Genomic DNA, 23,056 nt, shown 5'->3' with positions numbered 1-23,056 from the left:
CGGTCACTTACAACGATTTGGGGCTCCACAACTGCACGGCCCGGGCATCCACCGGCTTGGGCAGGAGTTTTTCCTGATAGAAGGCATCGGCGATTTTCTGCTGCTCGCCCAAGGCTTCCGGCTTCACCACTTCCACCTGGTAGGTGCGGCGGCTGTTGGCCAGTTCCACGGTCGGCACGTCCAGGTTGCCCCACAGCGGGCCCAGCAGTTTTGCCGCCTCGGCCGGGTGCGCCTTGACCCAGGCGCCGGTCTTCTGCAACTCGGCGAACACTTGCTGCAGCACCTCGGGATGGGCCTTGGCGTAATCGTTGGAAGCCAGGTAGTAACGGCGATAACTGGCCAGCCCCTGGCCGTCATGCAACACCCGCGCGCCCTGCTGGCGTTCGGCGCTGGCAACGAAGGGTTCCCAGGTGACCCAGGCATCGACCTTGGCGGTTTCCAGAGCCGCGCGACCGTCGGCCGGGGTCAGGTACACCGGCTGGATATCGGCAAAGCTCAGCCCGGCTTGGCGCAAGGCGGCGATCAGCAGGTAATGGCTGCCGGCGGCCTTGGTCACGGCAACGCGCTTGCCCTTGAGGTCAGCCAGGGATTTGAGCGGCGAATCCTTGGGGATGACGATGGACTGGGCCGCAGGCGATGGGGTTTCCGTGGCGAAATAGGTCAGCTTGGCCCCGGCCGCCTGGGCGAAGACCGGCACCGTGTCGGCGACATCGGCGCTGATGTCGACGTTGCCCACGTTCAGCGATTCCGCCAGCGGCAGGCCACTGGTGAATTCGTGCCAGGTGATGTTGACGCCCTGCCCCGCCAGTTGTTTTTCCAGGGTGCCCTGAGCCTTGAGCAGCGCCAGCAGGGTCGAGGATTTCTGGTAGCCGATACGCAGGTTGGTGTCGGCCTGGGCATTGAGGGCCATGCCCAGCGCCAGACCGGCCAGGGCGGTGATCGACAAGCTACGACGCAAAGCAAAGGGCAGGCGCATGGGGGCGGACCTTCTCGGAGACAGGAAAGTCGCTAAAAGCTAATCGATCTAACAAATCGAAAATAAATACTTTTTAGGAATTAGCTTAGGTTCGTGCATCTACGCGCTGCTAACGGCCGCAGGGCGCGGAACCGCCGAACTGGGTTTGCCGCAGGCAGAAGTAGCCGTTTTTCTTCAGGGTCAGCGGAGCCACTGTGCAAGGCAGCACAGCCTGATTGACCTCGATTGACACCCGTTCGCCCTGCAACTGGCGAGCGTCAAGCCTTATCTGGCAGGAGCCCACCTGGTTACGGGACAGGTACTCGACATTGTCGATCACCTGGTTATCCAGCTTCAGCACCAGGGGATTCTGAGCAGACGAAGAACACGCCGTCAGGCTTGGGTGGCTGGCCTTGATGTCCAGGTGGTTGTCATCGCCGGTGGCCGCGGGGACCAGAGGAATGAACAGCAGCGACATCAGGTGGTGGGACGGCGCGGAGGTCACCGTTACATAGAGCGGTTCGGGCCCGCAGGCCAGCTTGAACGAGGTGCCCTGGTCATACTGGCCGGTGCTGGCGTCCTGCCAACCGCCGAGGCGGTCAGCCTTCCAATCGTGACCCCATTTGTAATCGATACAGCCACCCAGGCTCAGAGCCAGGGCCAGACAAAGCGCCATCCTGTGCATATTCGGCATCCCGTGCGAAAAAGTTCGCCAGTGTACGCCAGCCAAGCGCCTGACGATGCCCCATGCAGGAGCTGGCTTGCCAGCGAAAGCGTCGGCAGCATCGCTGCAAATCTTACGGGCTCTTTCGCCGGCAAGCCGGCTCCTACGGTTGGCGGTGGGCGATGGATTGGGAGGCGGCGAGCATGGCGCGCAGCAGCACGGCGCAGCCGGCGGCCAGGTCGTCGGGGTCGGCGTTTTCAATTTCGTTGTGGCTGATGCCACCTTCGCAGGGCACGAAGATCATCCCAGCCGGGCCCAGCTCGGCGACGAAGATCGCGTCGTGCCCCGCGCCGCTGACGATGTCCATATGGGACAGGCCCAGCCCCTGGGCGGCACCGCGCACGGCGTCGACACAGACGGGGTCGAAATACAGCGGCGGGAAGTCCGCGGTGGGGGTCAGTTCGAAGCTCAGGCCGTGCTCTTGGCAGGTGTTGTCGATCACCTGGCGCACTTCGGCAATCATCGAATCCAGGCGCGCCGGCTCCAGGTGGCGGAAGTCCAGGGTCATGCGCACCTCTCCCGGAATCACGTTGCGCGAACCCGGGTAGGCTTGCAGGCAGCCGACGGTGCCGCAGGCGTGAGGCTGGTGACCGAGTGCGGCGCGGTTGACCGCCGCCACCACGGCCGCAGCGCCCACCAGGGCGTCCTTGCGCAGGTGCATGGGGGTCGGGCCGGCATGGGCTTCGACACCCCGCAGCTTGAGGTCGAACCATTTCTGCCCCAGAGCACCGAGGACAATGCCGATGGTCTTGCGCTCGTCTTCAAGAATCGGCCCCTGCTCGATATGCGCCTCGAAGTAGGCACCCACGGGATGCCCGCTGACCGGGCGCGTGCCGGCGTAGCCGATGGCGTTCAGGGCCGCGCCGACGCTGATGCCATCGACGTCGGTCTTGGCCAGGGTGTCTTGCAGGGTGAACTTCTCGGCGAACACCCCGGAGCCCATCATGCACGGCGGGAAGCGCGAACCTTCTTCGTTGGTCCACACCACCACTTCCAGGGGCGCTTCGGTTTCCAGCTTGAGGTCGTTGAGGGTGCGCAGCACTTCCACCCCGGCCAGCACACCAAAGCAGCCGTCGAACTTGCCGCCGGTGGGCTGGGTGTCGATATGGCTGCCGGTCATCACCGGTGGCAACTGCGGATTGCGCCCGGGGCGGCGGGCGAAGATGTTGCCGATGCCGTCCACGGTGACGGTGCAACCGGCCTCCTCGCACCACTTCACGAACAGATCCCGGGCCTGGCGATCGAGGTCGGTCAGGGCCAGACGGCAGACCCCGCCCTTGACCGTGGCGCCGAGCTTGGCCAGTTCCATGAGCGACTGCCACAGGCGGTCGCGGTTGATGTGCTGATGGCTGGATTGCAGAACCTCGACGGCAGCGTTCATGGTGATCTCCTCAGGCGTTTCTTCTGATTTTGTCGGGGGATGCATGACGCAATCTCCCGGGATAACGGCCTGGCAACAATAGGTAGGAGCAGGCCGGATGGTGTTCCGCTTGCCGGCGAAGGGGCCCGCAAGATGTGCGTCGCCCGTGCCGACGCCTTCGCTGGCAAGCCAGCTCCTACAAAAAACCGCGCGTATGTGGTGAGCACGTGAGCGCTGGCTGGGTGTTCATGTTGGGGTCTTGGCGGTCGCCACCTGGGGGCTGCGCCAAGTGCACAGGCCGTAGTAGATCAGCCCGCCCAGGGCCGAACCGGTGAACCAGCCGTAGCTGTAGAACCAGTTGAAGGCGCTGCTGCCCAGGGACATCAGGGTCAGCGCCACCGGCACGCCGAAGGCGATGAAGCCGTGCCAGTTCCACGCCGGATAAACGTCGTCGCGGTACAGGCCGGCCAGGTCCAGGCGCTGTTGCCTGATGATGAAGTAGTCCACCACCATGATCCCGGCAATCGGCCCCAGCAGGCTGGAGTAGCCCAGCAGCCAGTTGGAATACACGGTCTCCAGGCTGACGTCGGAAATCAGCAGGCCGAGCTTTTTCAGCAACTCGTGGCCCATCAGCACCAGCCCCACCAGGCCGGTAAGGATCACCGCCGTGGTACGGCCGATCAGCTTCGGCGCCAGGTTCTGGAAGTCGTTGGTGGGCGAGACGATGTTGGCTGCGGTGTTGGTGGACAAGGTGGCGATGATGATCAGCGCCATGGCCAGGGCCACCCAGCCCGGGCTCTGGATATGGCCGATCAGGCTCACCGGGTCGGAGACGGTGACCCCCACCAGTTTCACCGAGGCGGCGGTCATCACCACTCCCAGGGCGGCGAACAGGAACATGGTCAGCGGCAAGCCGAAGATCTGCCCGAGGATCTGGTCCTTCTGGCTTTTCGCGTAGCGGCTGAAGTCGGGAATGTTCAGCGACAAGGTGGCCCAGAAGCCCACCATCGCCGTCAGCCCGGCCATGAAGTAACCGGTGACGCTGGCGCCCTCGGGACGCTTGGGCGGGATCGCCAGCAACTCGCTCAGGGACACGCTGGGCAAGGCCCACACCAGCAGCCCGATGCCCACCGCCACCAGCAGCGGCGCGGACAATGTTTCCAGCCACTTGATCGACTCGGCGCCGCGCAGCACTACCCACAGGTTGAGGGTCCAGAAGATCATGAAGCCGATCACCTCACCGGTGCCGCCCAGGGCCTTCCAGCCCTCGAAGATCGAGCCCAGGAACAGGTGGATCGCCAGCCCGCCGAACATCGTCTGGATGCCGAACCAGCCGCAGGCCACCAGGGCGCGGACCAGGCAGGGCACATTGGAGCCGATGATGCCGAACGACGAGCGCAACAGCACCGGGAACGGAATGCCGTACTTGGTACCGGCAAAGGCGTTGAGGGTCAGGGGAATCAGCACCACGATATTGGCCAGCAGGATCGCCAGCAGCGCCTCGCCGACGCTGAGGCCGAAGTAGGCGGTGAGCACCCCGCCCAGGGTGTAGGTGGGCACACAGATCGACATGCCGATCCACAGTGCGGTGATGTGCCATTTGTTCCAGGTGCGTTCCTGGACCTTGGTCGGTGCAATGTCGTGGTTGTAACGGGGGCTGTCGAGCACGTCGCTGCCGGCGTCCAGCTCGTACAAGCCTTCGCGCTCGGTCACCTGGGATCTGATCTGTTGCATGGCCGCTCCACTGTTGTTCTGATTATTTTGCTCATCAGGCCGGCGCACCCAGGAACAGCGCGCCGGACGATGGCCGGAGAACTTACGACTTCCGCCCTCCTGGCCAGCGATCTGCGGCGGCACTCAATAAAGATGCCAACAACTGCCGAACTCGCTACTGCACAGTGTGCGAAATCCATGTAAACAACTGATGCCACTCAGTTTTATTCAATTAACTTTGAAGTCCTCGGTTAGTTGCCAATTCACTCAGGCCGGGTGTTTGGCAAGTTGTCCATTCGGTCAGGACCCAAAGCAGTGCACGGTTATTTTCCTGGTTATCTATTGGTCTTCGCAGCGCCTCCTCAAGCAGCTGATTTGACATAGGAAATCTCGACTATTTTTCGATCCTGTCAAGTGCGTCAAAATGGTGAGGCGCTGCACCATTTTGCGAATTTATATTTTTAATCGTTATATTTCAATAAGTTATCCTTTGTATAAGCTTATAAAAAATATTCTTGCTGTTTCTTTGAAGTGCGACTAGCTTCTAATCCTGTCACCGCTGACAGGATTGTTTAAGTTGTCAGCGCGTTCAATAAAAAAGTTAGAACCGGCACAAGTCGGTCATGCCTGCGAGGAACTCGGAATGTCTCTGTTGATCCGTGGCGCCACCGTTATTACCCATGATGAAAGTTATAAGGCCGATGTACTCTGCGCAGCGGGTGTGATTCGCGCCATCGGCAACAACCTGGATATTCCCGCCGGTTGTGAAGTACTCGATGGCAGCGGCCAATACTTGATGCCCGGCGGCATCGACCCCCATACCCACATGCAACTGCCCTTCATGGGCACCGTGGCCAGCGAAGACTTTTTCAGCGGCACGGCGGCGGGTCTGGCGGGGGGCACCACCTCAATCATCGACTTCGTGATTCCCAACCCCCAGCAGTCGTTGCTGGAAGCCTTCCACCAGTGGCGCGGCTGGGCGGAAAAATCCGCCAGTGACTACGGTTTCCACGTCGCCATCACCTGGTGGAGCGAGCAGGTGCGCGAGGAAATGGCCGAGCTGGTGCAGCACCACGGCATCAACAGCTTCAAGCATTTCATGGCCTACAAGAACGCCATCATGGCCGCCGACGACACCCTGGTGGCGAGCTTTGAGCGCTGCCTGGAACTGGGCGCGGTGCCCACGGTGCATGCGGAAAACGGCGAGCTGGTGTATCACCTGCAACGCAAGCTGTTGGCCCAGGGCATCACCGGCCCCGAAGCCCACCCGCTGTCGCGGCCTTCGCAAGTGGAAGGCGAAGCCGCCAGCCGGGCGATCCGCATCGCCGAAACCCTGGGCACACCGCTGTACCTGGTGCACGTGTCGACCCAGGAAGCCCTGGACGAAATCAGCTACGCCCGGGGTAAGGGCCAACCGGTGTATGGCGAGGTCCTGGCCGGGCACCTGCTGCTGGACGACAGCGTCTACCGCGACCCGGACTGGCAGACCGCCGCCGGCTACGTGATGAGCCCGCCCTTCCGCCCTCGCGGCCATCAGGAAGCACTGTGGCGTGGCCTGCAATCGGGCAACCTGCACACCACCGCCACCGACCACTGCTGCTTCTGCGCCGAACAGAAAGCCGCCGGCCGCGACGACTTCAGCAAGATCCCCAACGGCACCGCCGGTATCGAAGACCGCATGGCGGTGCTCTGGGATGAAGGGGTCAATAGCGGACGCCTGTCGATGCAGGCGTTCGTCGCCCTGACCTCCACCAACACCGCGAAGATCTTCAACCTCTACCCGCGCAAGGGCGCGATCCGCGTCGGCGCCGATGCCGACCTGGTGCTCTGGGACCCACAAGGCAGCCGCACCATCTCCGCCAAGACCCACCACCAGCAGGTGGACTTCAACATCTTCGAAGGCAAGACCGTGCGCGGCGTGCCCAGCCACACCATCAGCCAGGGCAAGCTGGTGTGGGCCGACGGCGACCTGCGGGCCGAACGCGGCGCCGGGCGCTACATCGAACGCCCGGCCTACCCGGCGGTGTTCGACCTCTTGAGCAAGCGCGCCGAGCGGAACAAGCCGAGCGCCGTCAAACGCTGACCCCACTCCTCCTCCATCGCAGGAGCTGGCTTGTGTAGGAGCTGGCTTGCCAGCGAAGGCGTCCTCAAGGGCACCACCAGGCCCAAGGCCCTCTTCGCCGGCAAGCCGGCTCCTACGTGGAGTTGGAAAACATGCCCGTCAGAGGTAGCCGCTAAAAAAACCGTGAGGCCAATACCGTGATCAAGACCTTGAACCACTTGCCCCACCCGACCCTGGACGGCGCCACCCTGGCCGGCCATTTCAGCGATCTGGCGCCACCGCTCAACGCCCGCCAGGCCCATCTTGAAGCTTCGCGCTGCCTGTACTGCTACGACGCGCCCTGCGTCAACGCCTGCCCCAGCGAGATCGACATTCCTTCGTTCATCCGCAATATCCACACCGACAACGTCCAGGGCGCGGCGCAGAAGATTCTCTCGGCCAACATCCTCGGCGGCAGTTGCGCCCGGGTCTGCCCCACCGAGATCCTCTGCCAGCAGGCCTGCGTGCGCAACAACGCCCAGGAGTGCGCGCCAGTGCTGATCGGCCTGCTGCAACGCTATGCCCTGGACAATGCCCATTTCACTGAACACCCGTTCCAGCGTGCCGCCCCCACCGGCAAGCGCATTGCCGTGGTCGGCGCCGGCCCGGCCGGTTTGTCCTGCGCCCACCGCAGCGCCCTGCACGGCCATGAGGTGGTGATTTTCGAAGCCCGGGAAAAGGCCGGTGGCCTCAACGAATACGGAATCGCCAAGTACAAGCTGGTGGATGACTTCGCTCAGCGGGAGCTGGAGTTCCTGCTGGCCATTGGTGGCATCGAGATCCGCCACGGGCACAAGCTCGGCGACAACCTGAGCCTGACCCAACTGCATCAGGAGTTCGATGCGCTGTTCCTCGGCCTCGGGCTGGCCGCCAGCAAGCAGCTGGGGCTGGAGCATGAAGAGGCCCCCGGAATGCTGGCCGCCACCGACTACATCCGCGAACTGCGCCAGGCCGACGACCTCAGCCAATTGCCCCTGGCGGACCGCTGCATCGTTCTCGGGGCCGGCAACACCGCCATCGACATGGCGGTGCAAATGGCCCGCCTCGGCGCCCGCGACGTCAATCTGGTGTACCGCCGGAGCGTCGAGGACATGGGTGCCACCGGGCACGAGCAGGACATCGCCAAGGCCAATCAGGTGCGCCTGCTGACCTGGGCCGCACCGCAAGAAGTGCTGCTGGATGACCGGGGCCGGGTACGCGGTATGCGCTTCGCTCGCACCCGAATGCTGGAGGGACGTTTGCAGAACACCGGCGAAACCTTCGAGCTGGCCGCCGATGCCATCTTCAAGGCCATCGGCCAGTCGTTCGACGGCGGCGCCCTGGCCGATCCACTGGCTCGGGAACTGCAGCGCTGCGGGGAACGTATCCAGGTCGACGAACAACTGCGCACCAGCATCCCCGGAGTCTACGCCGGTGGCGACTGCGTCAGCCTCGGCCAGGACCTGACCGTGCAGGCGGTGCAACACGGCAAGCTGGCCGCAGAAGCCATGCATGCCCAACTCATGCTCAATGTGGAGGCTGCATAAATGGCCGATCTGTCGATTGTCTTCGCCGGTATCAAAGCCCCCAACCCGTTCTGGCTGGCCTCCGCGCCGCCCACCGACAAGGCCTACAACGTGGTCCGTGCGTTCGAGGCCGGCTGGGGTGGCGTGGTCTGGAAAACCCTCGGCGAGGACCCGGCGGCGGTCAACGTCTCGTCGCGCTACTCGGCGCACTTCGGGCCCAACCGCGAGGTCATGGGCATCAACAACATCGAGCTGATCACCGATCGCTCCCTGGAGATCAACCTCAGGGAAATCACCCAGGTGAAGAAGGACTGGCCGGATCGGGCGCTGATCGTCTCGCTGATGGTGCCCTGCGTCGAGGAATCCTGGAAAGCCATCCTGCCCCTGGTGGAAGCCACCGGCTGCGACGGCATCGAACTGAACTTCGGCTGCCCCCACGGCATGCCGGAACGGGGCATGGGCGCGGCGGTGGGCCAGGTGCCGGAGTACGTGGAGCAGGTGACTCGCTGGTGCAAGACCTATTGCTCGCTGCCGGTGATCGTCAAGCTGACGCCGAACATCACCGACATCCGCATGGCCGCCCGCGCTGCCCATCGTGGCGGGGCGGACGCGGTGTCGCTGATCAACACCATCAACTCCATCACTAGCGTCGACCTGGAGCGCATGGTGGCTCACCCGATGGTGGGCAGCCAGAGCACCCACGGCGGTTACTGCGGCTCGGCGGTCAAGCCGATCGCCCTGAACATGGTGGCCGAGATTGCTCGTGACCCGCAGACCCGCGGCCTGCCGATCTGCGGCATTGGCGGCATCGGCAACTGGCGCGATGCCGCGGAGTTCGTCGCCCTGGGCTGCGGCGCGGTGCAAGTGTGTACGGCGGCGATGCTGCATGGCTTTCGCATCGTCGACGAGATGAAAGACGGCCTGTCGCGGTGGATGGACAGCCAGGGCTACCACAGCCTGCAAGACTTCTCCGGGCGCGCGGTGGGCAACACCACCGACTGGAAGTACCTGGACATCAACTATCAGGTGATCGCCAAGATCGACCAGGAGGCGTGCATCGGTTGTGGCCGCTGCCATATCGCCTGCGAAGACACCTCGCACCAGGCGATTGCCAGCCTCCGGCAAGCCGACGGCACCCATGTATATGAAGTGATCGACGACGAATGCGTGGGCTGCAACCTGTGCCAGATCACCTGCCCGGTGCAGGACTGCATCGAGATGGTGCCCCAGGAAACCGGCAAGCCGTTCCTCGACTGGCTGCACGACCCGCGCAATCCCTACCGCGAAGCTGTTTGAGAGAGGCCTGCTCTTGCCGGCGAAGGTGGTCTTGCGGACCCCTTCGCTGGCAAGCCAGCTCCTACGGCTGGCAGAGAGATCGCGGGAGGTTCTGTAGGAGCCGGCTTGCCGGCGAAGGCGATCTTGCGGGCCTCTTCGCTGGCAAGCCAGCTCCTACGGGAAGCGGCGATGCAGGTTCAGGGTTCGAGGCCGATGCCCCGCAGGATGACGCGGGTGACGGTCTGGACTGCGCGTTCGAATTGCAAATCCGACAACGGTTGATGGTCGTTGAGGATCATCACCTGATGGTCGAAGTCGGCGTAATGCTGGGTCGAGGCCCAGATCATGTACAGCAGGCTCGACGGTTCCACCGGCAAGATCCGTCCAGCCTCGACCCATTGGCGGATCTTCGCTTCCTTCATCTTCGCCCAGTCGTACAGGCTGGCATCCAGGGTCTCGCCCAGGGTCGGCGCGCCATGGATGATCTCGTTGGCCCAGACCTTGGAGCCATAAGGCCGGCTGCGTGAATGCTGCATCTTGGCGCGGATGTAGCTGCTGAGCACCACGCGCGGGTCGTCGAACATCTCGAAGCACAGGGCGTCCTGTTTCCACACGTCCAGCAGGTCCAGGAGCACGGCGCTGTACAGCTCGTTCTTGGTGCTGAAGTAGTAATGCAGGTTGGAGCGCGGCAGTTGCACTTCTTCGGCGATGTCGGCCATGGCGGTCCCGGCATAACCTTTTTCGGCGAAGACTTTCTCGGCAGCCAGGAGGATCTTTTCAACGTTGCTGCGACGAATCTCGATCTTGTGATTGCCCATGAGGGCTCCTACGAAAACAGTCTGCGCCAAGACTAGCATCCGCCCGCGCACCGCGGGGAGCTGTCAGGCCTGCGACATTGCCGGTCGGCATGGGTCTTTCGCCACCCGGCGGTATTGGGTAGGATCGGCCTCCCGCTCATTTGCAGCAGTCACTGCGGTGCTCCGTCCAGGCGTTAATTCGCGAAACGGGCATACAGGTCTCTGCCCGAATGCCGGCCCTGCCCCATCGCCGGCCATCTGTCCTGATACTGATGGAATACCCCCATGAAGATTCGCCCTCGCGTCGCTGCGGACGACGCCCTGCTGACCGCGCTCTGGGAGCGTTCGGTCCGCGCCACCCATGACTTTATCGCTGAAGACGATATCCAGCGCCTGTACCCGCTGGTACGCGACAGCTACCTGCCGGCCCTTGAGGCCTGGGTCTGGGAGAACCCCGACGCCAGCCCCGGCGGTTTTATCGCCACCAGCGACAACACGGTACAAATGCTGTTCATCGAACCGGCCCAACGGGGCCAGGGCATCGGTCGAAAGCTTCTGGATCACGTACGCCGTCCCGGCCTCAAGGTCGACGTCAACGAACAGAACCCTCAGGCCCACGGCTTCTATCGTCACTACGGCTTCGTCGACTGCGGTCGCTCGGAAACCGACGGCGAAGGACGACCGTTTCCGATCATCCACCTGCAACTGAAAAACACCTGACCGCCCCTTGCCGGGGGAGTAGCCCTCCCCCGGCAACCGCACAAATAAGCCCCAGCATTCGCACAAATAACGACAAGTGTCCGGCGAGCGGAATTCTTAGAATCACCGTTCCTCTTGTCGCGGATAACAACAATGAATACGCCAACCGCCGGGATCTGTGCGAGCTACGTGGTCCTGGGTGCCAAGGAGAAGATCGGCTACGGGCTGGGCGATCTGGCCAGCAACCTGTCCTTCGGTTTCGTCTCGCTGTTCCTGCTGTATTTCTATACCGATATCTATGGCTTGTCCGCCGCCGAGGCGAGCCTGGTGTTCGTCATCGCCCGAGTGATCGACGCGCTGTTCAACCTCCTCATCGGCTACGGGGTGGACCGCACCCGCAGCCGCCACGGCAAGCTGCGTCCCTACCTGCTGTACGGCGCCCTGCCCCTGGCAGGCCTGAGCATCCTGTGTTTCAGCGCTTGGGACATCGAGCTTAAATTCACCTACGCGCTGGTCAGCTACACCCTCTATTGCCTGGCCTATACCACGGTCAACACGCCCTACTCGGCGCTGACCAACCGCATGACCCAGCACGAAGGCTCGCGGGCCTCGCTGTCGGTGTATCGCTTTGTCCTGGCGGTGATCGGCTACCTGATCGTGGCCACCAGTGCCGAGCGTCTGGTGGCGCTGTTCACCGATCCCAGGGACGGCTACGTCTTCGCGGTGAGCCTGTTCGCCCTGCTGGCCACCTTCTGCTTCATCGCCTGCTTCGGCATGACCCGCGAACGCGTGGACCCGCGCCAGGACAGCCCGACGCCGTCGATCCGCGAGATGCTGCGGGCGGTATTCGACAACCCACCGCTGTTTCACTTGTCACTGTTCACCCTGTTTTTCTACATCGCCTACACCCTGTGGATGGCCATTGCCGTGTACTTCATCAAGTACGTGATCGGCGATGAGGGGGTCAGCCCGATGTTCTTCGCCCTGCAGACCGCCGCCTACATCCTCGGCACCGTGCTTTCGGAAAAACTCATCGCCGTGCTGGGGAAGAAGAAAATGACCCTCGGGGTATTGCTGCTGGGGATCGGCGGGCTGCTGACGCAATACGGCTTCGCCGCCGGCAACCTGCCGCTGACCCTGTTCTGCATCGCTCTGTACAGCATCACCCTGGGCGCCGGGTTCGTCGCCATGTGGTCAATGATCGCCGACACCGTGGAGTACGCCGAGTGGAAGAACGGCCGCCGGGCCGAGGGCGCCATTTATGGCTTCTTCAACTTCGTGACCAAGATCGCCATGGCCCTGGGCGGCGGCCTGGCCGGCCTGCTGCTGCAGCTTTCGGGCTACTCGGCGGCCCAGGTGGATGCCCAGGCGATCAACGCCATTACCCTGATGATGACCCTGGTGCCGGCACTGATGTTCGCCCTGGGTTTGGTCTTCGTGCTGTTCTACCCCCTGGACGAACAGACCTACCGCAACCTGCTGCAGCGTATTGAACAACGCAAGCAAACAGCCCTAGCCCGCTGACCTCAAGGAGCCTGCCCCATGCCCGATTCTCACTCCCAGTTGCTGGCCCGGATGAGCGCCGCCGACAAGGTCAGGCTGCTCAGCGGCCAGGGCCTGTGGCGTAGCGCGCGCCTGGAACACCTGGGCATCGATGACTTCATCATGACCGACGGTACCTACGGCGTGCGCTACAGCACCCGGCAGATCGAGGACGGCGCCAGCTGGAGTTTCGAGGACTTTATCCAGGTGGTGAACCAGAACTGCGGCGAAATGCCCGCGCAGCCGTCACCGGCCAGCGGTTCCGAAGCGCTGTTCAGCCCGTCGAAACCCGCCACCTGCTTTCCCAACGGCTCCAGCCTGGCCTGCTCCTGGGACCTGCACCTGCTGTATCGCATGGGCCAGGCCCTCGGGGTGGAGTGCCAGCACTTCGGCGTCGGCCTGCTGCTGGGGCCGGGAATCAATATCCGCCGCACGCCCCTGGCCGGGCGCGGCTATGAATACTATTCCGAGGACCCGATCCTCAGCGGCGAACTGGCCGGGGCCCTGATCAACGGCCTGCAGGATCAGGGCGTGGGCGCCAGCCTCAAGCATTTCGCCTGCAACAACTCGGAGTACCGGCGCACGGAAATGGACTCGGTGGTGGACGAACGCGCGCTGCGGGAGATCTACCTGGCCGGTTACAAGCGTGCCATCGACCGGGCCCAGCCATGGACCCTGATGTCGTCCTATAACCGCCTCAACGGTGTGCAGACTTCTCAGCATCAATGGCTACTGACCCAGGTGCTGCGCCATGAGTGGCAGTACCCGGGGCTGGTGATGTCCGACTGGTACGGCATCAAGGACCGTCCGGCAGCGCTGCTGGCCGGTAACGACCTGGCCATGCCCGAGAGCCGCCGCGACCAGCGCGAGCTGCTGCACGCCATCGAACAGGGGCAGATCCCCAGCGATGTCCTCGACCGTTCCTGTCGGCGCATGCTGGACCTGATCGACAAGGTTCACCGCGGCCGCAAGCCCGAGACCCGGGCCGACTTCAAGGCCCATCACCAACTGGCCCAGACCCTGGCGGCCGAATCCCTGGTGCTGCTGAAGAACCAGGACCGGTTACTGCCCCTGTGCCCGCGGAAAACCCCGCGTATCGCGGTGCTGGGCAAGCCGGCCCAGGAGCCGGTGATCCAGGGCTCGGGGTGTGCCACCACTCGCCCCTACCTGCTGGACCGGCCCCTGGACGAAATCTTCGAGCTGGGGGCCGAGGCCTTCGAGATCCGCTACGCGGTGGGCGCAGCGGACGACCAGCAACTGGACCCCGCCGCCCTGGCCCAGGCCCTGGATACCGCCCGCGCCGCCGATGTGGCGATCCTGTTCGTCAGTACCGCGGTGGGCGAAGACGGAGAAAACGGCGACCGCCAGCACCTGGCCATTCTCCCCAGTCACGAGCGGCTGATCGGCGAAGTGGCCAAGGTCCAGGCCAACATTGTCGTGGTCCTGGCCAACAGCGACGCCGTGGTCATGCCCTGGCTGGGTCAGGCCAAGGCCGTACTGGAAACCTTCTTTGCCGGCCAGGGCATGGGGCGCGCCGTGGCCCAGGCACTGTTCGGGCTGATCAACCCCAGCGGCAAGCTCACCGTCAGCGTGCGCAATAGCCTGGAAGAAACCCCGGCGTTCCTCACCTACCCTGGCGAGAACCTAAAGCAGCGCTACAGCGAAGGCCTGTTCGTCGGTTACCGCTACTACGACAAGCGCCGCCTGGAGCCGCTGTTCCCGTTCGGCTTCGGCCTCAGCTACACCTGTTTCGAGTACCGGGCAATCCGCCTTTCCAGCAGCAGCCTGACACCCGGGCAGCAGTTGACGGTCAGCGTGGAGATCGCCAACCAGGGCGAGCGCTTCGGCAAGGAAGTGGTGCAGCTGTACCTGGCCCCGCCGACCTGTCGCCTGCCCCGGGAAGTCCAGGCCCTCAAGGCATTTGCCAAGGTGGCCCTGGAGCCGGGTCAGAGCGCCTGGGTCGAACTGCATCTGGACTGGGACGATTTCGCCTACTACGACCCGGCCCTGGCCCGCTGGGTGGTGGACAGCGGCGAATACCAGCTGCGGGTTGGCGGGTCCTCGCGGCACATCGAGCTGTTGGCCGAGGTCCAGGTGCAGGCGCCAACCCTGTATCCGCCGCTCAACATTCACAGCTCCCTGGTGCAACTGCTGGACAACCCGGTGCTGTTCCAGCAGGTGGCGCGGCTGGTGGCGCACAAGAGCGGACTGGCGGAGCAACAGGTACAGGAAAAGCTGCGCAAGATCGCCCCGGAGCTGTTCTGCGGCTTGCTGATCACCCTGACGGAAATGCTCGAACTGGACATCTCCCGTGAAGAACTGGCGGCGGCCCTGGAAGTGCACGCCCCGGCATGACCCGGCGCCGGTTCGGATACAGTCCGCAAACCGACGCTGCTGATTCGAGGATGCCCGATGCTGCCATTTTCCATGACCCGTCCTGCCCCGAGTGCCGGCCCCGGGCATGAGCTGGTGGAGTTCGACCGGCAGCAGATCAACCTGTTTGCCGCCCAGGTGCAACGCTGCGAGGCCCACTGGCATGCCGCCGCCGAACTGATCTGCGTGCTCAAGGGCCGCTTTCTGATCAGCGTCGACCCGCACAGCCAGCACCTGGGCCCCGGCGGCATGCTCTACATCAACCCCGAACGCAGCCATGAACTGCAGGCCCTGGAAGCCGACAGCCAGTTGCTCACGGTGCAATTCTCACCGCACCTGTTCGAGCAACTGCAGCCCGGCCTGCACATCGACTATCAAGTGCCGGATGCCAGCCAGTACCGCCCGCGCGACCGCCAGATCAAGGCGGCCCTCAGGCAACTGGTGGCGCATGACCTGGAAGGCGCCGAGGGTGATGCCTTGCGCCGTACCGCGTTGATCTACCTGCTGCTGTCCAGCCTGCACCAGGCCAATGCCGCGCCCCGGCAACCGGCACGGCTGAACCTGCGCAGCAAGGACCAGCAGTTGATCAGGCACTGCATCGACTACATCAACCGCCATTACCAACGGGAGCTACCCCTGGCGGAAGTCGCCGCCCAGGCCAACCTCAGCTACCACCACTTCTCCAAGCTGTTCAAGAAGGTCAACGGCTGCAACTTCAAGGACTACCTGGCGCAGGTGCGGGTCAACCGCGCGCGCTTCCTGCTGAAAAACACCCAGTTGCCGATCACCGAAATCTGCTACAGCTGCGGCTTCAGCGAGCACAAGCAGTTGATCGCGGCATTTCGCAACCACTGCGCCCTGACGCCCAGCGAGTACCGCAAGCAGTACCTGTCGCAATTGCAACGGGATTACCGGGATGCCGGCCGGGACTTTCGCTGCCTGGAGTGGGACAGCCAGATCCTCGGCTTGCTCGACGCCGATCCGCCACGAGCTTCCTGATCCGCGGCGGCTTCGATGTACACTGGCGCCGCCCAAGGATTGGGCCGGGGCCGAAAGTCCGCCCCGGGCCTTTTTAGTCGCCGCCAGTCGTGGCTTATCGCCCTCCAATGTTCATCAGGTACCTGACCATGTCACTGAAAAATCTGCTCAATGCCACCGCCCTGCTCGCCTCGATGCTCGCCGCCTCCTCGGTATGGGCCCACGCCCACCTGAAAGGCTCGACCCCGGCGGCCGACAGCAGCGTGGTTGCGCCCAACGAACTGCGCCTGGTGTTCACCGAAGGCGTGGAAGCGGCCTTCACCCAAGTGAAGATCAGCAAGGACGGCGCCCCTCTCGAGGTGAAAGGCCTGGCCACCGAAGGTGCGGACAAGAAGACCCTGATCGTCACCCCGGCCGCCACGCCACTGCGCGCCGGCGAATACAAGGTGGAATGGCACGCGGTGTCGGTGGACACCCACAAGAGCGAAGGCAGCTACAGCTTCAAGGTGAGCCCGTAATCCATGGCGTCATGGCTGGTGCTGTGCCGCTTCGTGCACTTTGCGGTGGTGCTGATCCTGGTCGGGGCCTGGGTATTTCGCCCGCTGTTGCTGGGCCGTGATTCAGCACAGAACGGCCAGGGCGCCGTGCATCGACAGCTCGATCGGCTCAGCCGCTGGTTGACGCTGATCGGCCTGGGCAGCGGCCTGTGCTGGCTACTGCTGATCACCGCCAGCATGGCCGGCTCCTGGTCGGCGGCGCTGGACCCGGCGACCGTGCAATTGGTGCTGGGCAAGACCTTCTTCGGCCAGGTCTGGACCTGGCACCTGCTGCTCAATCTGCTGTTGCTGGGGCTGCTGCTGACCCCGCTGGGCCGGCGCCTGCCGCTGCAACTGGGGTTGGGCGCCCTGCTCCTGGCAACCCTGGCTCCGGTGGGGCACGGCGCCATGCTCGATGGGGTGCAGGGGCAGATGCTGATCCTCAATCAGATCGTGCATTTAAGCTGTGTCGCCATCTGGTTGGGGGGTTTGCTGGTGTTGTTGCTGGTGTTGCGCCAACCCGCGGGGCTGTCTGTCGAGCCCTTGTTAAAGCGCTTCAGCGGCGTGGGTTATGGCCTGGTAACCGGCTTGCTGCTAACCGGCCTGATCAACGTGCGGGTGCTCACCGGGCAATGGTGGCCGACTCCATTGTTCAGTGGTTTTGCCCTGATCCTGCTGATCAAGGTGCTGCTGGTGGCCGGCATGCTCGGGCTGGCGTTGTTCAACCGCCTGCGAATCCGCGACTGCGACCAGCGCCTGTCGAGCCTGCGCAACAGCGTGCAGCTGGAATGGCTGCTGGGTGTGGCGGCAGTGGCCGCGGTCTCGCTGCTGGGCACCTTGCCACCGATGCAGGCGGCGTAAACCTCAGCCTGTAGGAGCTGGCTTGCCAGCGAAGGCGTTTGCAGCATCGGTGCAAATCTTGCCGGCCTCTGCGCCGGCAAGCCGGCTCCTACGTGAGGTGGTGTGTCGGCTATTGGCGGGTATCGATGCTGACCACCACCGACAATCCGGGACGCAGGCGTTCAAGCTCCGGCTGATCCGGGTCGACGGTGATCCGCACCGGTACGCGCTGGGCAATCTTGACGAAGTTGCCGGTGGCGTTGTCGGCCTGCAACAAGGCGAACTCGGAACCGGTGGCCGGGGAAATCCGTTGCACCTTGCCGCTGAATTTGCGGTGGCTCAGGGCATCCACGCTAAAGCTCACCGGCTGCCCGACCCGCACATTGTCCATCTGGGTTTCCTTCAGGTTGGCAATCACCCACAGCTGGTTCGGCACCAGCGCCATCAACTGTGCGCCAGAGTTGACGTAGGCCCCCAGGCGCACACCGATCTGCCCCAGCTGACCATCCCGGGGGGCGAGGATGCGGGTGTTGGACAGGTCGATCCGCGCCAGTTCCACCGCTGCTTGGGCATTGGCCACCGCAGCCTCCAGGGAGCCGCGATTGACGATCACGGTCTGCAGGTCCTGGCGGGCTATTTCCAGTTGCGCCTGGGCCTGGGCCACCGCGGCCACGGTCTGGGCATTGGCCGCACGGGTCACGTCCAGCTCGCGCTTGGACACCGAGCCATCGGCAATCAGCGCTTCGTTGCGCTGCAAATCGGCCGCGCTCTTGCGGGCCTGGGCCTGGCTGTCGGCCAGGGCGGCCTGGCGCAGTTTGATCGTGGCTTCAGCGCTGTTGCGCTGTTGCAGGGCATTGGCCAAGGCGGCCTTCTGCACTGCCAACTGAGCCTGGGACTGGTCCAGACGCTGCTGGTAGATGCGGTCGTCGAGGCGCACCAGCAGGTCGCCGGCCTTGACCTGCTGGAAATCCTGCACCGGCACCTCGAACACATAGCCGCTGAGTTGCGGGCCGATGATGGTCACCTGCCCGCGTACCAGGGCGTTCTCGGTGCTTTCGATGGCGCTAGAAAACGGCGGCAGTTGCCAGGCGTAGAGCACGATCAGCACGCCGACAATGGCGATGGCGGCAAAGCCCAGGGACGAGAGGATGCGCACCGCCAACGGCCGTGGCTCGGTGGCGGGAATACTCGGCGGGCCGTTGGGCTCGGGAGTCGAGGCAATGGCGTTGGTGGTGGGGTTGACGGTTTCGCTCATGAACTTGGGGCACCACTGGGTTGAACGGGAGCCGCGGGCGCGACTGCTTGGGTCGTGCTCATCAGCCACAGGCTGCGAATGAATATCCAGATCATGGTGAGTACGGCAATCACTGCAATCAGCATGAATACATCGTTATAGGCCAGCACGTTGGCCTCGCGGGTGGCCGCGCTGGCCAGGCTGCGAATGCCTTGCAGGGTGCGCAGATCGGGGTCGGCAATCACCTTGCCGTAGGCCGCCCCGCCACTCTGCACCCGGGCCAGGACCTGAGGATCGAGCAGGGTCAGTTGCTCGACGATATGGCTGGAGTGGTATTTCTCGCGCACGATCTGGAAGGTCCCGAGCAAGGCCGAGCCGATCAGCCCGCCGAGGTTCTGGCAGATGCCGAACAGCACCGAGAAGCTCACCAGATTGCGCGGATTGGTCAGCACATTGCGGGTGCCCAGGACCATGGTCGGGCCGAGGAAAAAGGTGCCGCCAAAGGCCAGGAGGAACTGGCTGAGGTACATGTTGGCCGGGCGCGTGAGGTTGCTGGAGAAACTGTCCATCACCGAGCCCACGGCCATCAGCGCCAGGGAAATGATCAGCGGCATCAACAGGTGCGCCGGGTTGATGGTCAGGGCGCTGGTGGCCAAGCCGGCGATGCTGCCCAGTAGCATCACCCCGTAGAGCAGGCGCATCTGCTGGCTGCTCATGTTCAGCGCTTGGAGAAAACCCACGGCGCCGGTGGACTGCTCGGACAGCACCATGCGGATCAGGATCACCGCCAGGGCCAGTCGGATCATCGCCCCGCTGCCCAGCCAGCGGGTCATCAGCATCGGGTTGCGGCGGTTATGTTCGATGCACAGCCCGGCCAGGATCAGCACGATGGAGCCGGCGCTGGCGTAGCCGATCCACGGCGCCTCCAGCCACCAGTCAATGCGCCCCAGGGACAGCACCGCGCACAGCAGGGCAACGCCTGTGGCCAGCAGGGCGAAGGTCAGGAAGTCGAGTTTCTCGAAGGTGCGAAAACGGTCCCCCGGCGGCAGCTTGAGCATGAACACGCAGCCCAGGGAGGTCAGCGCCAGGCCCAGTTCGAACAGGTACAGGCCACGCCACTCGGCAATCTGCAGCAGGTCTTCGGAAAACAGCCGGGCCAGGGGCAAGGCCAACTGCGAGGTACCCAGCCCCAGCACCAGGGCCTTGAGCCGCCATTTCGCCGGGAAGGCCTGGACCATGTAGTACAGCCCCAGGGAACTGAGCGCCGCGCCGACCATGCCGTGGGCCGCCCGCACGGCAATGGCCGAGCTCAGGTCGTTGACGAACAGGTGGCCGAAGGTCACCAGGGCATAGAGCACCAGAAACACTTCGGTGAAGGCCCGCAGGCCGAACTGCTGGCGAAACTTCACCAGCAGCAGGTTCATCGACACGTTGGTCATCACGTAGGCGGCCGGCAGCCAGGCCATTTCCGCCGTGGTTGCCCCCAGTGCCCCTTGCAGGTACGGCAGATTGGCGATCACCAGCGAGTTGCCCAGGCCGCCGGTGATCGCCACCAGCAAGCCCACCAGCGCATAGGCCAGGCGCTTGTGAGTGGGGTGCAGCGGTGTCGAGGGGGAACCGGGCAAGCTGGGCTTTTCGTGGGGCTGCCAGTTGCGCGGGGCGTAATGATCCATGCCGTGACCTTGTGCTGTGCCGGCCGCTGTTGCAGCGGTTGGCGATGTTCCCGGTGGTCCGGCAGTGTGCCGGAAAATCCCGCCGTCCAGGCAATGCCCGGGCTGGCAGGATGAATTTTATTTTAAGGCGCTGGCGCCGGTGGCTTTTTTTCGCAATCCTGCGTTCGCTGGTGGTCGTAGCACCGGTTGCCTGCCCTCGCCTGTCGGAGCCCGAATGCCGCTGAACTTTGTGAAGATGCACGCCAATGGCGACGATTTCGTGCTGATCGATGCCCGTGGTCGCGCCAACCCGATCACCGCTGAGCGGGCCAGGGCCCTGGGAGATCGCCAGCGCGGCATCGGTTTCAATCAGTTGGTGGTGCTCGGCGATTGCCACGAGAGTGCGGCGCAACTGACCTTCTTCAACGCCGATGGTTCCAGCCTGGATACCTGCGGCAGCGCCACCCGCGGCGCCGCCGACCTGCTGATGCAGGAAAGCGGCGCCACCGAGGTGCAGGTGAAAACCGCTCGCGGCCTGCAGCAATGCCTGCGCCTTGAGGATCAGTCGCTGTCCGTGGAAATGGGCCTGCCGTCGTTCGACTGGCAGGCCATCCCCCTGGCTCAAGCGTTGGACAGCCTGCACCTGCCGCTGCCGGGAACACCGGCGGCGTGCAGCATGGGCAACCCCCATTGCAGCTTTTTCGTCGACGATCTGGAACAGCTGGACATTGCCGCGCTGGGCCCAAAGATCGAGAGCGACCCGCTGTTTCCGCACAAGACCAACGTGCACTTCATCCAGGTGCTGGACCGCCAGACCATCCGCCTGCGCATCTGGGAGCGCAATGGCGCGATCCCCCTGGGCTCCGGTTCCTGCTCCTGCGGGGCGGCGGTCAACGGCATCCGTCGTGGCTTGCTGGACAGCCCGGTGCGGGTGCTGTGCGACGGTGGCCCGGTGACGGTGAGCTGGGACGGCCAGGGCAAGGTGCGCCTGGCCGGCAGCGTGACCCGGGTGTTCAGCGGGTCAGTGTGAAGGGGTGGGTTTTCGCTACATCCAGCCCAGCCATTTCCACCAGGTCATGGCGAACACCAGCATCAGCAGGTAGCCGATCAACGTCACCAGCAGCCCGACCTTGGCGAACTGCCGAGCATTGAAGGTCTCGGTACCCAGGCAGACCATGTTCTGCGGCGCGTTGATCGGCAGGATAAAGCCGTAGCTGACGACAAAGCCCAGGAGCATGGTCATGCCCAGCCGGCTGAACTCCCCAGGCAAGGTCTGCAACACCGCGATCAGGATCGGCAGCAAGGCCGAAGTCAGGGCCGTGGCGCTGGCGAACCCGAGGTGGATGAGAATCAGGAACGCCGCAAGAATGGCGAACACCGCCAAAGGCCCGACCTGATCCAGGCCGGTATGGGCCACCACCTGCCCTCCCAGCCACTGCCCGGCCTGGGTGCTGAGCAGCGCCGAACCCAGGCTGATGCCGACCCCGAAGACAATCACCGTGCCCCAGGGAATGCGCGACTGCACATCCTTCCAGGTCATGATGCCGATCCGTGGCAGCAACAGGATCACCAGCCCGGCGTAGGTGGTGGTCGTGGTGTCGAAGGGGTGCAGTTTGCCTTCGGTGGACCAGGCCAGGAGCAGCAGCACCGACACCGCCAGCAGGCGCTTCTGCGGCCCGGTCATGGGGCCGATGTCCACCAGGGACTGGGCCACCGCTTCCTTGCCGCCGGGGATGCTGTCGGTTTCCGGGGGCAGCAGTTTCAGCACCAGCCACAGCAGCACCAGGGACATGATCACCGCCCAGGGCGCGCCGGCGATCAGCCAGTCGAGCCAGGCCACACGCTGGCCGAGCATCTTGTCCATGAAGCCCACGGTCAGCAGGTTCTGCGCCGCGGCGGTCTGGATGCCGACGTTCCAGATGCTGGTGCCCTGGGCGACCACGATCATCAGCCCAGCGGCGATATTGGAGCGCTTGTCGACGCCGAACGCGGCGATCACGCCCATCATGATCGGCACCACGCAGGCACTGCGGGCCGTGGCGCTGGGCACCAGCAGGCTGAGCAGGATGGTCACGGCAATGGCGCCGATGAGGATGCGCCGGGTACTGGTGCCGACCCGGGTCAGGGTCACCAGGGCGATGCGCCGGTCGAGGCCGGTGTGGGTCATGGCGGCGGCGATGAACAAGGCACCGGCCACCAGGGCCAGGGCCGAGTTGGAGAACCCGGTCAGGGCCAGGCTGATGGCTGCCGAGCTGCCATAGACCTGGGTCGGGTCCTGCAGGGTTGGCGCGGTGCCAATCAAGAACGCCATCAGCGCTGTGATCATGATCGCGCTGGCCTCGTAAGACACCGCTTCACTGATCCACACCACCACGGCAAACGCCAGGATCGCCAGCATCCGGTGGCCGGCCACCGGCAGGTCGGCGGGCAGTGGCAGAAGCAGCACCCCGACCATGGCCAGTACGGCGATCAGCAATCCAATCGGTAATACAGCCTTGGCCGCGGGCGCCGTTGTCAGAGGCGTAGTCATGGGCCTTTTCCTTTTCAATTGGAGAGCGCCCAGCTTGCTACAAAACCGCCAAAAGCGCGTTGATAAAGGTCAAGCCTGCGCAGTTGCCCGCCGTTGATCTGGCTCTGGGTTGAAGCCACACACACGCAAAGAAATATTTTTTTACATCTCTACAGATTTTTCATCTCTTTGGAGTCACAGTGCTATCAAGGCGACAAGGAGTCGAAAAGAAATTGGCGGTATCACTCCAACCTGCAAGGTGC

General features: G+C 63.9%; 18 protein-coding genes. 10 read left to right on the top strand and 8 right to left on the bottom strand.

Annotation, left to right across the window (positions count from 1 at the left end):
* Positions 1-7 precede the first annotated feature (7 nt).
* The 4 genes from ACSSVC_RS16975 to ACSSVC_RS16960 all read right to left on the bottom strand — a co-directional run bounded on the left by ACSSVC_RS16975 (position 8) and on the right by ACSSVC_RS16960 (position 4,773).
* Positions 8-976 carry an aliphatic sulfonate ABC transporter substrate-binding protein gene (locus ACSSVC_RS16975; protein ID WP_446440083.1) on the bottom strand — a complete coding sequence of 323 codons (969 nt, stop codon included), beginning with the start codon at positions 974-976 and terminating at the stop codon, positions 8-10.
* A 109-nt stretch (positions 977-1,085) separates the two neighbouring features.
* Positions 1,086-1,640, bottom strand: a complete 555-nt coding sequence (locus ACSSVC_RS16970) for a hypothetical protein (protein WP_377707678.1) — start codon at positions 1,638-1,640, stop codon at positions 1,086-1,088.
* A 142-nt stretch (positions 1,641-1,782) separates the two neighbouring features.
* Positions 1,783-3,060 carry a Zn-dependent hydrolase gene (locus ACSSVC_RS16965; RefSeq protein ID WP_404939523.1) on the bottom strand — a complete coding sequence of 426 codons (1,278 nt, stop codon included), beginning with the start codon at positions 3,058-3,060 and terminating at the stop codon, positions 1,783-1,785.
* A 225-nt stretch (positions 3,061-3,285) separates the two neighbouring features.
* Positions 3,286-4,773: an NCS1 family nucleobase:cation symporter-1 gene (locus tag ACSSVC_RS16960; RefSeq protein ID WP_346632595.1), complete on the bottom strand. Its 1,488-nt coding sequence runs from the start codon at positions 4,771-4,773 to the stop codon at positions 3,286-3,288.
* Positions 4,774-5,395: 622 nt separating this feature from the next.
* Here ACSSVC_RS16960 and hydA point away from each other — a divergent pair.
* The 3 genes from hydA to preA all read left to right on the top strand — a co-directional run bounded on the left by hydA (position 5,396) and on the right by preA (position 9,654).
* On the top strand, positions 5,396-6,835 hold the full coding sequence (hydA, locus tag ACSSVC_RS16955; RefSeq protein WP_404939519.1) for a dihydropyrimidinase: 1,440 nt from the start codon (positions 5,396-5,398) through the stop codon (positions 6,833-6,835).
* 176 nt (positions 6,836-7,011) lie between these two features.
* The gene (locus tag ACSSVC_RS16950; protein ID WP_492611036.1) at positions 7,012-8,379 is read left to right on the top strand and encodes an NAD(P)-dependent oxidoreductase; all 1,368 of its coding nucleotides are present in this window, start codon (positions 7,012-7,014) and stop codon (positions 8,377-8,379) included.
* Entirely contained in the window at positions 8,380-9,654 is a 1,275-nt protein-coding gene (gene preA, locus ACSSVC_RS16945; protein WP_404939515.1) for an NAD-dependent dihydropyrimidine dehydrogenase subunit PreA, read from the top strand.
* A 176-nt stretch (positions 9,655-9,830) separates the two neighbouring features.
* On the opposite strand, the gene ACSSVC_RS16940 is transcribed toward preA, so the two are convergent.
* On the bottom strand, positions 9,831-10,451 hold the full coding sequence (locus tag ACSSVC_RS16940; protein WP_346632591.1) for a TetR/AcrR family transcriptional regulator: 621 nt from the start codon (positions 10,449-10,451) through the stop codon (positions 9,831-9,833).
* Positions 10,452-10,715: 264 nt separating this feature from the next.
* Here ACSSVC_RS16940 and ACSSVC_RS16935 point away from each other — a divergent pair, with 264 nt between their 5' ends.
* The 6 genes from ACSSVC_RS16935 (at position 10,716) to copD (ending at position 17,419) form a co-directional block, all read left to right on the top strand.
* Complete coding sequence (locus ACSSVC_RS16935) at positions 10,716-11,150, top strand: GNAT family N-acetyltransferase (protein WP_492611035.1); 435 nt, start codon at positions 10,716-10,718, stop codon at positions 11,148-11,150.
* A 132-nt stretch (positions 11,151-11,282) separates the two neighbouring features.
* Positions 11,283-12,653 carry an MFS transporter gene (locus ACSSVC_RS16930; RefSeq protein ID WP_492611034.1) on the top strand — a complete coding sequence of 457 codons (1,371 nt, stop codon included), beginning with the start codon at positions 11,283-11,285 and terminating at the stop codon, positions 12,651-12,653.
* 18 nt (positions 12,654-12,671) lie between these two features.
* Positions 12,672-15,026, top strand: a complete 2,355-nt coding sequence (locus ACSSVC_RS16925; RefSeq protein WP_492611033.1) for a beta-glucosidase — start codon at positions 12,672-12,674, stop codon at positions 15,024-15,026.
* Between the two features lie 57 nt (positions 15,027-15,083).
* A complete protein-coding gene (locus ACSSVC_RS16920; RefSeq protein WP_492611032.1) occupies positions 15,084-16,043 on the top strand; it encodes a helix-turn-helix transcriptional regulator in 960 nt (319 codons plus the stop codon).
* A gap of 128 nt (positions 16,044-16,171) precedes the next feature.
* Positions 16,172-16,540, top strand: a complete 369-nt coding sequence (copC, locus tag ACSSVC_RS16915; protein ID WP_346632587.1) for a copper homeostasis periplasmic binding protein CopC — start codon at positions 16,172-16,174, stop codon at positions 16,538-16,540.
* Between the two features lie 3 nt (positions 16,541-16,543).
* The gene (copD, locus tag ACSSVC_RS16910) at positions 16,544-17,419 is read left to right on the top strand and encodes a copper homeostasis membrane protein CopD (protein ID WP_492611031.1); all 876 of its coding nucleotides are present in this window, start codon (positions 16,544-16,546) and stop codon (positions 17,417-17,419) included.
* A 109-nt stretch (positions 17,420-17,528) separates the two neighbouring features.
* On the opposite strand, the gene ACSSVC_RS16905 is transcribed toward copD, so the two are convergent.
* Together ACSSVC_RS16905 and ACSSVC_RS16900 are read right to left on the bottom strand one after the other, a co-directional pair.
* Complete coding sequence (locus tag ACSSVC_RS16905) at positions 17,529-18,653, bottom strand: HlyD family secretion protein (RefSeq protein WP_404939503.1); 1,125 nt, start codon at positions 18,651-18,653, stop codon at positions 17,529-17,531.
* Positions 18,650-20,305 (bottom strand): MFS transporter, encoded by a 1,656-nt coding sequence (locus ACSSVC_RS16900; protein ID WP_346632584.1) that lies wholly within the window; start codon positions 20,303-20,305, stop codon positions 18,650-18,652. Before ACSSVC_RS16900 ends, ACSSVC_RS16905 begins: the two co-directional genes overlap by 4 nt.
* A gap of 214 nt (positions 20,306-20,519) precedes the next feature.
* Between ACSSVC_RS16900 and dapF the strand changes: the two genes are divergently transcribed.
* Complete coding sequence (dapF, locus tag ACSSVC_RS16895; RefSeq protein WP_346632583.1) at positions 20,520-21,314, top strand: diaminopimelate epimerase; 795 nt, start codon at positions 20,520-20,522, stop codon at positions 21,312-21,314.
* 15 nt (positions 21,315-21,329) lie between these two features.
* On the opposite strand, the gene ACSSVC_RS16890 is transcribed toward dapF, so the two are convergent.
* On the bottom strand, positions 21,330-22,814 hold the full coding sequence (locus tag ACSSVC_RS16890) for a DASS family sodium-coupled anion symporter (protein ID WP_325985927.1): 1,485 nt from the start codon (positions 22,812-22,814) through the stop codon (positions 21,330-21,332).
* Positions 22,815-23,056: the final 242 nt, after the last annotated feature.

The organism is Pseudomonas sp. E1BtOHC1 (assembly GCF_058744285.1).
The sequence above is the reverse complement of the archived record's forward strand: the minus strand, read 5'-3'. Positions and strand labels throughout refer to the sequence as shown.

Bases quoted from the DNA above. Each gene is read 5' to 3' on its own strand.
- ACSSVC_RS16975 (WP_446440083.1), bottom strand. From the start codon at position 976: ATGCGCCTGCCCTTTGCTTTGCGTCGTAGCTTGTCGATCACCGCCCTG.
- ACSSVC_RS16970 (WP_377707678.1), bottom strand. From the start codon at position 1,640: ATGCACAGGATGGCGCTTTGTCTGGCCCTGGCTCTGAGCCTGGGTGGC.
- ACSSVC_RS16965 (WP_404939523.1), bottom strand. From the start codon at position 3,060: ATGAACGCTGCCGTCGAGGTTCTGCAATCCAGCCATCAGCACATCAAC.
- ACSSVC_RS16960 (WP_346632595.1), bottom strand. From the start codon at position 4,773: ATGCAACAGATCAGATCCCAGGTGACCGAGCGCGAAGGCTTGTACGAG.
- hydA (WP_404939519.1), top strand. From the start codon at position 5,396: ATGTCTCTGTTGATCCGTGGCGCCACCGTTATTACCCATGATGAAAGT.
- preA (WP_404939515.1), top strand. From the start codon at position 8,380: ATGGCCGATCTGTCGATTGTCTTCGCCGGTATCAAAGCCCCCAACCCG.
- ACSSVC_RS16940 (WP_346632591.1), bottom strand. From the start codon at position 10,451: ATGGGCAATCACAAGATCGAGATTCGTCGCAGCAACGTTGAAAAGATC.
- ACSSVC_RS16935 (WP_492611035.1), top strand. From the start codon at position 10,716: ATGAAGATTCGCCCTCGCGTCGCTGCGGACGACGCCCTGCTGACCGCG.
- ACSSVC_RS16930 (WP_492611034.1), top strand. From the start codon at position 11,283: ATGAATACGCCAACCGCCGGGATCTGTGCGAGCTACGTGGTCCTGGGT.
- ACSSVC_RS16925 (WP_492611033.1), top strand. From the start codon at position 12,672: ATGCCCGATTCTCACTCCCAGTTGCTGGCCCGGATGAGCGCCGCCGAC.
- ACSSVC_RS16920 (WP_492611032.1), top strand. From the start codon at position 15,084: ATGCTGCCATTTTCCATGACCCGTCCTGCCCCGAGTGCCGGCCCCGGG.
- copC (WP_346632587.1), top strand. From the start codon at position 16,172: ATGTCACTGAAAAATCTGCTCAATGCCACCGCCCTGCTCGCCTCGATG.
- copD (WP_492611031.1), top strand. From the start codon at position 16,544: ATGGCGTCATGGCTGGTGCTGTGCCGCTTCGTGCACTTTGCGGTGGTG.
- ACSSVC_RS16905 (WP_404939503.1), bottom strand. From the start codon at position 18,653: ATGAGCGAAACCGTCAACCCCACCACCAACGCCATTGCCTCGACTCCC.
- ACSSVC_RS16900 (WP_346632584.1), bottom strand. From the start codon at position 20,305: ATGGATCATTACGCCCCGCGCAACTGGCAGCCCCACGAAAAGCCCAGC.
- dapF (WP_346632583.1), top strand. From the start codon at position 20,520: ATGCCGCTGAACTTTGTGAAGATGCACGCCAATGGCGACGATTTCGTG.
- ACSSVC_RS16890 (WP_325985927.1), bottom strand. From the start codon at position 22,814: ATGACTACGCCTCTGACAACGGCGCCCGCGGCCAAGGCTGTATTACCG.